We start from the raw sequence: 13,848 nt of genomic DNA, 5'->3' as shown, positions 1-13,848 counted from the left end.
TTACGAGGGAGACAGAAAATAAGTTCAAAGATACACTCAGTGGCATGTTTAAGTCGGACCTAAACTCACTTGCTAACCCGACCTAATAGTGCCCAAATCACAGCTAATACGACGACGGCATATATCATCGCCAAACCAATCGAGAACAGCACCAAAACACATAAGATAAGTGATAGTATTGCGAGACTTTTTCGCCACCCATTAAGCAGTCTCACCGCACTCCACATCGCGAAAAGGTAGATCACCACGAAGATCCCATTGGCGAGCGTTAAAAAGATATCAATGTCGATACCAGACAAATAACCAAATACGCATGACACAGCAAGTGTGGCTCCAACTATTAAAGTGGCGATAGTAGGAACGCCTTTCACTGACACGCGAGCAACAGGACTTTCTGGGCGATACTCTCGAGCCAGCGACCAGATCATACGAGCCAGGCTTTGGGTGTAGAGGTTTATAGTTGCAAAGCATGCAAAAAAACCAACAATACTGATAATCCACGTGGCTTGAGGACCAAACAATTTGTCAGCAATGAAGGGGACTGAGGTGGTGTTTAAAGCTTGAGTACCGTATGCGTGATGCTCCAAGACCACAACCGAGAAAACGTAATAAACAGCGCCAGCGAGGAGGCACCCGACCAAAATGGCGATAGGGTAGTCACGCTCAGGTCTTTTGAACTCTTCGCCCATATGAGCAAACGCCTCGATTCCTACGAAGCACCAAAACATAACTGCGATAGCTTGAGCAATAGAGCCCATATCAGCAATTGACGAGGCAGTCGGAGCAAAGTTCGTCACGTGTAAATCACTGCTCCACACAAAACTCGCCACTAATACAATAATGCCCACGGCTATGAGGGTTTGAAGTCGACTTGATGATTTGCTGCCTGAAAAGTTCACTGCCATGAGCAGGGCGACCACAAATAGCTGTGCAGATAGTGGGTGAGACATAAAGCTTGGTAAGAACTGCTGTGCAAAGCCACCAGCAATTGCAATGGCAGCGGGAACACCGACGGGTATGACGCTAATAAATAGCAGGGCAATGGCTTTTTCCAGTCGCGGACTGAATGCTTGGCGCACAAAGTACGATGCTCCTCCGGCGTTAGGGTAGCGCTTTCCAAGCGATGCGAACGTAATCGCAATCGGGCAGATGGCAAGTAATAGAGCAAACCAGGCCCAAAGGATTTGCTCGCCGGCAATACTGGCGGCAATAGCGGGTACCATGAATAAGCCAGTACCAAGGAGCGTGGTAGACATCTGGCCAATGCCACCGAGTAGGGTAATTTCTTGTTTAAGCTCTGACATCGCGTTACATCGGTCGTACTGTGTAAAGCTGTCTAGCTTAGTATTTAGGCGTTAAATTAACAACTTATCTATAAAGATTACCTAGTCGAGAAAGTGTAGAGTTCGCGATTTATTGCTCAGAATAAAACGCCGCAACATCCTTTAGATCTTCATCTGATAAGTTTTGAAGTTGAGCGTTCATCAATGCAGCCATGGGGCCCGAACGCTCGTCGTTGATATAGGCTCTCATTGCGTTATATAAGTAAAGTGGATCTTGTCCGTTAAGGTCTGGGTAGCTCGGCTGGCTGGTGGGACCGTTCGGGTTATGGCAAAACACGCAACTGGGTGACTTAAGCTTTCCAAGTTCAGCATCACCAAAGTTGCTGGCGAGTACAGTGCTCGAGAATAGAATCGATAGTACGGAGACAGCAGGAAGGAAATTCATATCAATACTCAAAAAAACGTAACCTAGGCAATAAGATAAACCTTACCCCTAGGTTAAGCTCAACTCTATTTTAAGTGCGGTGTGACTTGCGTTACACCAGCGCTTTTAGTTTCTCAAGTAAGACGTCAATATCGTTGCTGGAAACATCTTTGTGAGTCACAAAGCGAACTGGGTTACTTGGTGTGATCGTAATGCCATCTTCAGCGAGCTGTTCAGCAATACGGTCGATATTGACTTTTTCATCGAGCTTAGCGAAAACGATGTTGGTTTGGACAAAATCAGCGTTAACGTTAAATCCAGAAACAGTGCTAAGTCCTTCGGCGAGTTTCTTCGCGTTCGCGTGGTCAGTCGCAAGTTGAGCCACTTGCTCGGTAAGAGCCAGCTTACCTGCCGCGGCTAAAATACCTGCTTGACGCATACCGCCACCAACCATCTTACGTAAACGACGAGCGCGCTCGATAAAGGATTTAGAGCCTAGAAGTAGTGAGCCAATCGGAGCAGATAAGCCTTTCGATAGGCAGATAGTCATTGAGTCGAAGTGCTTGGCTATTTCAATGACATCCACATCAAGAGCGACTGCTGCGTTGTATACTCGAGCACCATCAAGGTGGAGGCTCAATCCGTGTTCATCAACGAACTGTCGCGCTTCCGCCAAGTAGGAGAGAGGGAGTACCTTTCCGTTGATCGTGTTCTCTAGGCTTAGCAGTTTGGTGCGAGCAAAATGGCTGTCGTCAGGCTTAATTGCAGCTTTTAGTTTACCAAAATCAAGCGTGCCATCTGGGTTGTTTTCGATAGGTTGCGGCTGGATAGAACCCAAGACCGCCGCACCACCTGCTTCGTATTTGTAGTTGTGCGCTTGTTGACCACATAAGTACTCATCACCGCGCTGACAATGCGCCATCAAGCCCAAAAGGTTTGCTTGTGTGCCTGATGTGGTAAACATGGCAGCTTCAAAACCATGTCGCTCTGCTGCCCACGCCTCTAGCTCATTAACCGTTGGGTCATCACCGTAAACATCATCGCCCACAGGAGCGTTTGCCATTGCTTCGCGCATAGCTTGGGTTGGTTTGGTGACCGTATCTGAGCGAAAATCCATTGAATATCTCCTAAATGTATCCGCATAGCGCTGCCTTGCTAAGACAGGCTATGGTTTTGGCGTCGGTGATTTTACCGTCGATAATGTATTGTTGTAGTTGTGTATGTGACATTGTCACAACTTCGATGACCACATCTTCGTCACACGAATATTCATCGCTAGGCGATAAGGACTTTGCGATAAACAGGTGTTGAATCTCATCGCAAAAACCCGCCAATGGGGTTACCTGACCGAGCGAAATCATCTCACCCGCGGCGAAACCGGTTTCTTCAATCAGCTCCCGAGACGCGCATTGCGTGGGATCCTCATTTGGCTCCATTGTGCCTGCAGGCAGTTCTAACAACCATTTCTTTAGCGATGGGCGAAATTGATTGAGTAGTAGGATTTCACCATTGTCGTTGATTGGCAGAATTACGGCGGCGCCAGGATGCTTGATGGTGGTATGTGTCACTGATTGATCATTCGGTAGGGTGACTTCTTCTTCGATGAGAGAAATAGATTTCCATTGATGAATGGTTTTGTAGGTCATAAATCATCCGTGACTGCGATGTTGAAGCGATAATATCACCACACAAAGGATCAAATGTCGATGATTAGTCTGCAGTGATAAAAGTGTTGATTGCCTTCCGAAAATGGAAACAGTGTTTTCTGCACTATTTTGACATCGAGAGATTAGGTATATCAAAGGCTTCAGGTGTATTTCATAAAAAGGTAGCGATAGCGTGTTAGGGGCAGATGGGCTAAATTTAGCATTGATGGTAGCGGAATCAGGCATGATTGACTCCGCAGTACGAGAAATCATGCAGCACACTGATCTTATGGCGCTTGGCAATGAGGATAGCGTTAAGCAGAGCCTCACCGCATCTATGGCCAAGTGGTCGAAGAGCGTTAAGCGCAAGCTAGTCAAAACTCAAGATGAAGACTCGATTCAAGTTGAGTTAAACCTTTATCAACAAGCGGTGTATATGACTGAGTCTGAGTTTGACGACAACCTCAGTACTCTCGTGGCACAGCTACCTGAAGACTCTGTGTTTATCGAAAAAGCGCAAAAATTGATTGCTTCGAAGCAAAGTTACCCCAGCTCTCTATTTGCAAGACAGTTTTGTCGTCAGTGGTATGAGAGCCTAACCACATCCGTTCAGTCTAAACAGCAAGATACTCTTGATGAGCAGAAATCCCGCTTTCTAAAACAGCTGTACCAGCGCATAGACACGCTCAAGGATATGGAGAATCTTAACCAGACGGGCGAAAACACTAAGCTTGGTCGTTTATGGGATCTAGCAGGTGCTGAGCTTACTAAGCAAGATTGGAAATCCATAGAGCGCACCGCAGAATACCTATCTAAGCATAGCGATTTAAACGCAATAGCAGACAAGTTAGGTCGTATGGCTGATGAAGTCGATGCCCCTGAGCTAAATAGAGTTGAGACGCATGATGATGTGGTGGTTGAAGAAAAGTCTGATTTTGCCACAGACGACATTGTTGGTATCCACACCAGTAACGATATCAATAAACTGCTACCAAACGAAACCATGTATCTTGCCTATCCAGAGCTAGAAACCGTGTTCTACCAACACCTTGTCGAGAAGCGCTTGTTGACCTACAAAGCCGAAGGAAAACAGAGAACGATTCGCCAGCTTCATAATCCATCGCAGTCACATGGAGAAGCGATAAAGGAAAAAGGTCCCATGGTTGTCGCGGTGGACGTTTCGGGCTCTATGCAAGGTGCACCTGAAAAGTCGGCGAAGGCTATGGCTTACGCGCTGATGAAAATGGCAGCAGAGCAGTCTCGCGAGTGCCATGTGATTCTCTTCTCATCGACCTTTATTACCTATGACTTATCTGGATCAAAGGGACTAAAAGAGGCTTGTGATTTTCTCTCTTACACATTCAAAGGTGGTACCGATCTCAGTAAGGTCCTAGATTATGCGGTGGATGTGATGAAGGGCGAACAGTACAAAAACGCTGACCTCTTGGTGATCTCCGATTTTATTGCGCCAAAGCAGGAAGAGAACGTCATTGAAAAAGTGATGTCGTTGAAAGGAAGCTATAACCGATTCCATTCATTGTGCTTGTCAAAGTACGGTAACCCAGAGGTATTATCGCTATTCGACACCCAGTGGCGATATCATCCAAGCTTAGTTGGTAAAATTGTCAAGAAGCCAACTGCAGGTTTACAAAGAGCTCGACAAGTTTTTTCTCATACTTTTGGCTAATATAAACGGCGTTTATCGCCGTTTTTTTAGTAAAATTCTAATTAAATCAACTTGATAATTTTGCGTTGATGCGCATGCTTAAAATACGCAGGATTGAAAGATCTTGTAACATAATGATAACAAATGTATAAAATTAATTATGCATTCCAATTTTGTGCACAGAGGTATTGGCATGATTAAGCCCACAGTTGTCTCACACGCCGACAAAGCGTTGCTATCAGAACGAATTACAAAACTTGCCTCAGCACTTTCCGACGGAGTGTATGAGCGTGAAGAGACCATCAAGCTATGTCTTTTAGCTGCGCTTGCTGGAGAGAGTGTTTTCTTATTGGGTCCTCCAGGTATCGCCAAAAGCTTAATTGCCAAGCGCCTTATTCAAGCATTTGATAACAGTAGCTATTTTGAGTACCTAATGACTCGTTTCTCGACGCCTGAAGAGGTGTTTGGTCCATTGAGTATTCAAGAGCTAAAAGATAATGGACGTTACCTGCGCCTTACCGATGGCTATCTGCCTACCGCCCAAGTTGTGTTTCTCGACGAGATCTGGAAAGCGGGCCCTGCGATTCTAAATACGCTATTGACCGTTGTGAATGAAAAGACCTTCAAAAATGGCAGTGATATCGAGAAGGTGCCAATGCGTCTACTTGTGTCTGCATCGAATGAACTGCCTGATGAAGATAGCGGTCTAGAAGCACTTTACGATCGTATGCTTGTACGCATCTTTGTTAACCGTATTCAAAACAAGCAGAACTTCAAGTCAATGTTGACGGTCGGCACTTCAGAGGAAGCGAAGATCCCTGAGGGGCTCGCAATTACTGATGCTGAATACCATCAATGGCAGCGAGAGCTGAACGATGTCGCGCTCAGTGATGACGTATTTGAGAAACTCTATCAGTTAAAAACCATGCTAGAAGCGTCTGCGGACGAGCATAGGGCAACACTTTCTGAGGCGGATTTGTATGTCTCTGATAGACGCTGGAAGAAGGCCGTCAAGCTTCTCAAAGCAAGTGCTTTCTTTAATGGTCGTGACAGCGTTAACCCGCTGGATCTTCTGTTACTTCAAGACTGTTTATGGAACAGCCCTGAGTCATTAGAGATCGTACGAACAGTGATAAAAGACTTCGCCTTAAATCATGCCTTTGATCAGCAAGAAGTGTTTCAACAGATCGAAGAGGGCAAAGAGCAGCTTGAAGAAATCCAGGAGGAGATCGAGGCTGAGTTTGCTATGCCACTATCAATGGAAACCACAACAGGGCTGCTTCGCAAAGATGTTTATCAGTACGACATCAGTAACGCTAAATCTTACAAAGTCGGTCCGGCTACAGACTTGGTGAAACTGGTCCTACTGCAGAGCAATATGTCGGTATCTGAAAGTGAAAAAGGCGACAGTCGTTGGGTCTATATCGCAAAAGATGAACTCAGCCGCGCTATCAAAGAGGGGGGCAGCGAGGTTTATGGTTATGTGAACCAAAATACTCACCTATGCCGTTTAAGACTCGATATCAACGCCTCAAGTCACCTAGTTGTAAAAGACATTGCAAATCGTTCCGTCCTGACGACTTTAGTGACTACCAATGGTATTGACGAGAGCATGCTTCAAGAGTGGGTGACTAAGTCCGATCAAGTTCTTACTCAGTTAAAACATGCAGAGCATCACCTTCGCTCGGTACGTTCAAAATTCCACGGTGCTCTGCCACACGGCTTCATTCAACCAGACATACCAACAGAAATGGAAGTCAGTCTGCAAACAGTGACTCAAACATTAGAGTCGACAACAGCAGAAGCCGAAAAAGCAGTGACAAGAATAAAAGGACTACAAACCTTTTTTGCTTGATGAAGCGAAACTCAGATAAGAGACAAACAAGATTGAGAGCGGGCTGTGTAATACGCAAAACCATGTAAAGGTGAGAAACGGAGACAAGGATGCTCGGAGCAGATGGATTAAACCTCGCATTAATGGTGGCAGAATCAGGCTTAATTGATTCTGCAGTCAACGATTTGATGGCGCGCTCTCAGGTTTTGGCGATCAGCGAAAACCGTGGCATGCGAAGCTCAGTGAAGAATCATCTGCTCAAATGGCGCGGCTCAGTGAAAAAGCGCATGACGCGCGTGTGTGAAACTGAGCGCTTCCAACAAGAACTCGCTCTATACCAAGAAGTGATTCATTGGGACGAAGCGACTTTCTTTGAGCGAATCCCTGGCGTGGTGAAAAAGCTGGAGTGGCACTCCGCATTCTACCTCCAAGCTCGTCGTTTGCTCGAGAAAAACAAGTCCGTCAATAATCCCATGTTCCCGCGCTATTTTTGCGATCTTTGGTACAAGAGTCTAGCTGACGCTATTAAGCAAGCGGAAGTGTCAGAACTAGAATCGAGCAAGGAGAAGTTTCTCGCAGATCTATATCAACGCATGGAAACCATCAAAGATATGGACACGGTTACTCAGCAAGGTGATGAAGCGACGATGGGGCGCTTGTGGGATATGGCCGCTGCGAAACTGACCAAGACAGACCTTAAAACCATGCACAGCCATGCAGAGTTTTTGAAAAAGAACGATGCACTTAAACAAATAGCGGCGCAGTTAGGCCGTATGGCGAGTGAGCAAGACGACCCTGAGTTAAACAAAGCGCAAGCTGACAATGTTGAAATGGTCGAGGAGCAAAGCGACGAAGCGACCGACGATATTGTCGGTATTCATGAATCTGACGACTTAAACAAACTCCTTCCAAACGAAACCATGTTCTTAGCATACCCTGAGCTTGAGGTTGTCTTTTACAAGCATCTTGCCGACAAACGCCTTATGAATTACAAAACGCAGGGTAAAGCTCGAACCCTCAAAAAGGTTCGTACTAGTGCTCCAGATAATAGTAAGGTGGATATCGAGAAGGGACCGTTTATCGTATGTATCGATGCATCTGGTTCGATGAGTGGATTTCCAGAGCAGTGTGCGAAGGCGATGGCGTATGCATTGATGCAGATAGCGCTAGCGGAAGAGCGCGAATGCTATGTGATTCTATTCTCGACGACTCACATTACCTATGAGCTAACCAAACAAGATGGCTTGCGAGAAGCGGCAGACTTCCTAAGTTATTCATTCCATGGCGGCACTGATCTTGAGCCGGTCCTTAATAAATCGATTGATCTGATGCAATCGGATACTTACAAGAACGCTGACATGGTAGTCATTTCGGATTTTATTGCACCAGAGCAAACGCAAGAGATGATTGAAAAAGTTGCCGATCTTAAAGCGCGCAAGAATCGTTTTCATGCGATTAATTTGTCCAAGTATGGTAACCCATCATTGATGAGTATGTTTGATCACTGCTGGTCCTATCATCCGACGCTAGTAGGGCGTTTGATGAAAAAGTGGTAATGCGCGAACGTACTTTAATTGAAGGGCAGGTTTGTTCAATCGTTGTGCAGTGCTGACGCATTTACACTCATCTTGGTTGGAAAGTCAGCGAACAAACATTTTTTTCGAGTTTTTGTTTGACTAATTTTCTCATATCCGTAAAGTATGCCTCGAACACGGCGAGAGAGCTTCTCTAACGTGTTGAAAAGAAAGGCGCCTTGGCAGAGTGGCTATGCAGCGGATTGCAAATCCGTGGACCTCGGTTCGACTCCGGGAGGCGCCTCCATTATTCAGAAGCCCCGACATTACGTCGGGGCTTCGTCGTTTCTGGCTCAGAATTCTTGGTTAATTGGGCCTTACGTGTCTTGCGAGTATCCGTTCAGATTCCTGCTTTACATCCAAACGTCGCTTAAAGCCCCAAAGTCTTTCACGCGCCGCTTTACCTGATTCTTCTAGATTGATGATTGGGTCAAGATAAGGGCTGTCTTCTGACAGTTGGTACATCTGCGCTTCAAGGCTAGTTAGCTTCCAAGGCTCAAATAGCAGCGGAGGGGGAACCGACGCGAGTTCTGGTATCCAAAGATGAATAAAGTGTCCGTCGGGGTCATGTTCAATGGCTTGTTTGGTGGGGTTGTAGATTCGAATCGTGTTAGTGCCAGTCACGCCCGCTTGCATTTGAAATTGCGGGTAATGAATACCAGGTTCAAAGTCTAGAAACAGCTGTGCTAGGTGTTTCACTCCATGCTCCCAGTGAATATTCAAATGATGAGTTAAAAAGCTTACCAGCATGGCGCGCATTCTAAAGTTGATGTATCCAGTTGCTTTCAGGCAGCGCATACAGGCATCCACCAGTGGATAACCAGTACTTCCAGATTTCCACGCATCAAGCTTGTTGAGGTCGTTTTCGTACTCCAGATGTTTGTAAGCGCGATTAACGGGTCTAAATTCCATTTCCGCTTCAGACTCAAACTTTTGAATAAAGTGGCAATGCCAATGCAGGCGAGATGAGAGTGCCACTAGGCTACGTCTGAACCCCTTCACATTCCAGTGAGCAAGCAGGGCTTGGTAAACTTCTCTAAGAGAAATGTTGCCCCATGCTAGATAAGGGGAGAGGCGGGTGCAGGCGCTTCGACTCTCTAGCGGTTTGGATATTTGATAGTAATAATGTCGTCCCCGCTCTTGGAAAAAACTTTCGAGTGTCTGCCAAGCTAAAGTCGTTCCACCGGTCTGCATTCCTTTTTGTTTTGTCGTCCAAGATTCTGGTGTGTGCTTTTCCTCATCGAAATCGAGTAATTCCAGTGGAACGAACGAGCCGTCCTTGAGGTCCGTTGATTCTATCGGCGCTCTCATTACTGACTTCCAATGAGTATCCCAGTCGATTCTGTCGCGTGCACCTCGAACCACTGCACCATAAGGGCTTTCATGCCAGTTAATATTTGCGTCCTGAAACCGCTGTGTAAGTTCTCTGTCTCTTGCAAACGAAACCTCTAGCCCTATTTCTTGATATGAAAAGACGTTTTCGATGCCAAACTTAGTCTCGAGCATTCTAAACGCCTTTGCTGCTGAACTAAAAAGGATCAGAACTTTCGTATTGCTGTCCTTGAGGCGTTGATTCATGTCATTCAGTGATTGCCACACGAATCGCCAATGTCTGTCGTCATAGTGACCATCGTTGAGTAGTTCAGGCTCAAAAAGATAGAGCAGTAGCGTAGGGGCGCCATTCGTTAATGCTAAGTTCAATGGTTGATGGTCGGTAAGTCGCAAATCTCTTTTGAACCAAACAACATTAATGTTTTTCATACAATTTCCTCGTCACTTAACGTGTTACGAGAGGCGCCCTCATTAGTTCAGTTGGCTGAGGTTGAGAGTGAGAGCACAGCAGCGTATCTTAGCCAATCAGATTGATTGCAAATCAACCAGAGCGGGCATAATCTAGCATTAATAGCTAATGCATGGAGGTGCTTATGGCAGAAGTGTTAATAGTACTGATTATCTTCGGCGCAATTTTTGGAAGAGGGTTGTTGCGCTCTTTTTACAGTCATCGAGAGAAAATGCGTGCAATTGAGCTCCATAATTCTTCTGCGGATACAAAACGTGAAAATAGTGAGCTTTTAGATAAAGTGGACAAGCTTTCAGAACGTGTCGAAGTGTTGGAGAAAATTATCACCGACGAGAAATATCAGCTAGACCGCAAGATTGCCAATCTCTAGTTTGCTGTAATTATCGACGAATTGTTCGTGCTTCATACCGCAAAGTTCGCTATTTAATCACTTGATTCATAAAGTGAAAAATACCTGTTGACGGAAATCCTGAATCCGCTAAAGTACACCTCGTTCTCACGGGGAAGCCTGCTGAAACAAAGTCTGATAAGACAAAATGCGACACTAGCTCAGTTGGTAGAGCGCAACCTTGCCAAGGTTGAGGTCACGAGTTCGAACCTCGTGTGTCGCTCCAAATTAAAGGTTATTGCAAAAGCGGTAGCTACAGATGGTGTTTACCCATCGCAATATATTGCGTGCCCTGGTGGTGGAATTGGTAGACACAAGGGATTTAAAATCCCTCGACGTTCGCGTTGTGCCGGTTCAAGTCCGGCCCGGGGCACCATCTCTAAAAAGCTGAGTCATTACTTAGCACACAATTTAAAGGCGCCTTGGCAGAGTGGCTATGCAGCGGATTGCAAATCCGTGGACCTCGGTTCGACTCCGGGAGGCGCCTCCATTCTCACTCCATATCCTATTCTAAAGTCTCTCTTTTTGAGCGCTTCATTACTTACATACCAGACCTATTTACACTTTGTAAAATCATAAGACTTTAATGATTTCTTGTAGTTAACTGGCCTTAAAGTACCAAGGCGTTACACTCTGTATCACGGTCAATCTTCCTAATAAAATAATCGCTTCAAAATTAGTAAGTTAACCATTGGCATAAACTATGCTGACTGGCCTCTGTCTCTTAAAGCGCACTTAGCAGTATGCGTATTCTTTTGCTCAGAAGGACAGAACGATGAATAACAGTCTATTGCAGCACCTGCCTCGGCATGGGGCAGTTATCGCACTTGGTATGTTCTTATATGCCAGTCCATCTCACACACAAGCCGCTGGTTGGGATTTTGGCGATGATTATGAACGCCGATGTATGGCAGATGCCTATCTTCTCAAACCAGGAAACTCCTTACCCCAAAACCAATTGAACTGTACCGCTAACGACGTTGAAATTACCAATGTTGTACCAGTGGGAATCAGCGAATGTACGCCCGGCCAAATCGTTAGCTTTGATGCAGATGTTACCATTAGAACCAATGCAAAAGAGCGTTACGATACCACTTTTTATCTTCCACTCACGCCAGAATCACCCCAAGTTGTTCAAGGGGGAGCGGAAAACTGTAGTCTAATATTGCCTAAACCAGGGGATAGTGGAGCCGATCAAGATGTTAATATTGATGGCGACGAATGTGGGGACATTATCAAAACCAACACAGGCGACCAGTACGTGCTAGTCAATGAACGTATAAACATGCTCTGTGTCGATAATGATGACGATGGTCGTGCAGATTTCTCATACTGTGCTGCCTGGGACAATATTGAAAGAAACAACTGTACCGTCGACGACAGTAACTTCTCCTCCGGTCAAATCCCTAACACAAAATCCAAATGTAACTGTGACACGTTCAATATTGATCTATTCATTAGACCTAATCCACCGGCAATTAACAAACAGGTGGTATCAGCAACCAGTGTTTCAGAACCCGGTGGCAAATTCGACTATACGGTCAGCTTTACTAATCCAAGTACCGCTTCATCACTGTTTGTTACTTCGCTCATTGACGAAGTCTCTGTTGTTCCAGTAAGTAGTGCGCCGGCGGATTACTCGGTAAATCTACTCTTACCACCAGTATCAACGCCCACGCAGTCTGATCCAGATGGCGTTTACCTTGTAGCGAATACATGTCACACACAATCGACCGAAGTAGTGCCTTCAGCAACGTTTAGCTGTGCATTTTCTGTGTATGTCAAAGACATCGATCTAGATAACACGACTAAAACTGAGGTTTATCGAGATGTTGTTAATGTTGGTTTAGCTGACAAAAATAATGAACCAGTTGGCGATGGGTCGACATGTCCTACCTGGCTGAGTTCTGGGGCTGGAAGTAATTGTAGTTCGCCTATTGACGTTACCATCACTAATGTTATGCCAAGTGTTAACCTCGTTAAAGTTGGTGATGTAGCTGCGGTAACAGAGCCTGGTGGGCCAGTAACTTATACTGTTACCATTACGAATACGTCGTCTTATTTTGACTCACCAGTGTCTATTGATTCGCTCAGCGATAATTTGTTTGATATCTCGAGTGGTACCGGAACTTGTACCACAGGAGGTACGCTGAATGCTGGTGAACAAGTTGTTTGTACTTATACCACCAATCTTACCGGCAACTTTGGTGATGCAGCCATTGTGAATGAGGCTAGCATTACGATCTCTGACAATGAGGGTGACACTGCAAGTAGCAGTAATACACATGCTGTTGCGATACTTGATGTTCCTTCTAGTATTTCGTTAACTAAACAGGCGACACCGAATTCTGTACCAGAAACTGGAGACGATCCTTCCGTTGTTCGAGCTATTGATTACACCTTCACCATTACTGTGAATAGCTCTGGTGTTGACACTGTGACATTTAGTTCGTTGTTAGATGATAAATTTGGTGAGCTAGTCGATGAATGTTTAGTAGGCGGTTCAACTAAGTTAAGCGAGTATGTGGCAGATCCAGGAGAAATGCTCTCTTGTGTAATCTCCCGTGATCTACAGGGCAGTGCAGGTGATAGTCATGTGAATATCGCGAATGTCAAAGGTGTCGACGCTGATGGTCAGATGGTTATGGCTGTAGCGACTGAAACGGTCAACTTTACCGACGTGATGCCAACTCTTGAGCTCGCGTTCGCGCCAAGAATCGTTGTGGTCTTGCAGATCAAGAATACCAGCATCGAAAACGTCAAGTTGTCTGGTCTCACATTGTTTAGCCAGAACGTGCTAGAGGATGATATGGTCGATGACGGTTTCACTTTCCGAAATGTAGGAGGCACCTATAACGAAGTGTTCTATCCAGCATGTGAACTCAATAAAGATATCGAGTATGCCGGTTCTGGTAACGACACTTACTTGTGTGCCTTTGTCGTGGACTTCGAAGCAGGTCTTGATGACGTAACCGCGGTTAACTTTAATGCCAACGCTGGAGATGCAGTCGTTGTTAGTGTTAAAGATGACCAAGATAATACGGTTAGCGGAAATGTATCCGTTCAACTCGTGACTCAGGAATAAAAATATGAGCGTACATTGCCATTGGCGATGTACGCTTTTTCTCGCTTTTTATGTCTAGTTTGGAAAATCGTCAAGCGAATCATTGAACTCTTATTTTACGATGCGTATTAAGTGTGCCTTAAAATGCGAGCTATCTATCTCATTGGA

10 protein-coding genes and 4 tRNA genes are annotated in these 13,848 nt (G+C 45.4%); 9 read left to right on the top strand and 5 right to left on the bottom strand.

The window, feature by feature from the left end; genetic code table 11:
• Window positions 1-65 precede the first annotated feature (65 nt).
• From yjeH to AC6I8U_RS17130, 4 genes are all read right to left on the bottom strand, one after another.
• The gene (gene yjeH / locus AC6I8U_RS17145) at window positions 66-1,304 is read right to left on the bottom strand and encodes an L-methionine/branched-chain amino acid transporter (RefSeq protein WP_498019031.1); all 1,239 of its coding nucleotides are present in this window, start codon (window positions 1,302-1,304) and stop codon (window positions 66-68) included.
• Between the two features lie 109 nt (window positions 1,305-1,413).
• Window positions 1,414-1,728 carry a c-type cytochrome gene (locus tag AC6I8U_RS17140; RefSeq protein ID WP_498019670.1) on the bottom strand — a complete coding sequence of 105 codons (315 nt, stop codon included), beginning with the start codon at window positions 1,726-1,728 and terminating at the stop codon, window positions 1,414-1,416.
• 91 nt (window positions 1,729-1,819) lie between these two features.
• Complete coding sequence (gene ltaE / locus AC6I8U_RS17135) at window positions 1,820-2,824, bottom strand: low-specificity L-threonine aldolase (RefSeq protein WP_498019030.1); 1,005 nt, start codon at window positions 2,822-2,824, stop codon at window positions 1,820-1,822.
• Between the two features lie 10 nt (window positions 2,825-2,834).
• Window positions 2,835-3,353 (bottom strand): NUDIX hydrolase, encoded by a 519-nt coding sequence (locus AC6I8U_RS17130; RefSeq protein ID WP_498019029.1) that lies wholly within the window; start codon window positions 3,351-3,353, stop codon window positions 2,835-2,837.
• 193 nt (window positions 3,354-3,546) lie between these two features.
• Here AC6I8U_RS17130 and viaA (AC6I8U_RS17125) point away from each other — a divergent pair, with 193 nt between their 5' ends.
• The 4 genes from viaA (AC6I8U_RS17125) (at window position 3,547) to AC6I8U_RS17110 (ending at window position 8,674) form a co-directional block, all read left to right on the top strand.
• Window positions 3,547-5,040: an ATPase RavA stimulator ViaA gene (gene viaA, locus AC6I8U_RS17125; RefSeq protein WP_498019028.1), complete on the top strand. Its 1,494-nt coding sequence runs from the start codon at window positions 3,547-3,549 to the stop codon at window positions 5,038-5,040.
• Between the two features lie 172 nt (window positions 5,041-5,212).
• A complete protein-coding gene (locus AC6I8U_RS17120; RefSeq protein WP_252014824.1) occupies window positions 5,213-6,874 on the top strand; it encodes an ATPase RavA domain-containing protein in 1,662 nt (553 codons plus the stop codon).
• 89 nt (window positions 6,875-6,963) lie between these two features.
• On the top strand, window positions 6,964-8,409 hold the full coding sequence (gene viaA / locus AC6I8U_RS17115; protein ID WP_498019027.1) for an ATPase RavA stimulator ViaA: 1,446 nt from the start codon (window positions 6,964-6,966) through the stop codon (window positions 8,407-8,409).
• A gap of 191 nt (window positions 8,410-8,600) precedes the next feature.
• Window positions 8,601-8,674, top strand: a tRNA-Cys gene (locus tag AC6I8U_RS17110).
• 59 nt (window positions 8,675-8,733) lie between these two features.
• On the opposite strand, the gene AC6I8U_RS17105 is transcribed toward AC6I8U_RS17110, so the two are convergent.
• On the bottom strand, window positions 8,734-10,188 hold the full coding sequence (locus tag AC6I8U_RS17105; protein WP_498019026.1) for a cryptochrome/deoxyribodipyrimidine photo-lyase family protein: 1,455 nt from the start codon (window positions 10,186-10,188) through the stop codon (window positions 8,734-8,736).
• 164 nt (window positions 10,189-10,352) lie between these two features.
• Between AC6I8U_RS17105 and AC6I8U_RS17100 the strand changes: the two genes are divergently transcribed.
• The 5 genes from AC6I8U_RS17100 to AC6I8U_RS17080 all read left to right on the top strand — a co-directional run bounded on the left by AC6I8U_RS17100 (window position 10,353) and on the right by AC6I8U_RS17080 (window position 13,701).
• Entirely contained in the window at window positions 10,353-10,598 is a 246-nt protein-coding gene (locus tag AC6I8U_RS17100) for a nitrite reductase (RefSeq protein ID WP_498019025.1), read from the top strand.
• 168 nt (window positions 10,599-10,766) lie between these two features.
• Window positions 10,767-10,842, top strand: a tRNA-Gly gene (locus AC6I8U_RS17095).
• 63 nt (window positions 10,843-10,905) lie between these two features.
• A tRNA-Leu gene (locus AC6I8U_RS17090) sits at window positions 10,906-10,992 on the top strand.
• A 40-nt stretch (window positions 10,993-11,032) separates the two neighbouring features.
• Window positions 11,033-11,106 (top strand) — tRNA-Cys (locus AC6I8U_RS17085).
• 285 nt (window positions 11,107-11,391) lie between these two features.
• Window positions 11,392-13,701 (top strand): CLIPPER-2 domain-containing protein, encoded by a 2,310-nt coding sequence (locus tag AC6I8U_RS17080; protein WP_498019024.1) that lies wholly within the window; start codon window positions 11,392-11,394, stop codon window positions 13,699-13,701.
• Window positions 13,702-13,848 lie beyond the last annotated feature (147 nt).

The sequence above is a fragment of the Vibrio sp. KUL80 genome, from assembly GCF_059725495.1.
This window is presented reverse-complemented; position numbering and strand designations above follow the sequence as displayed.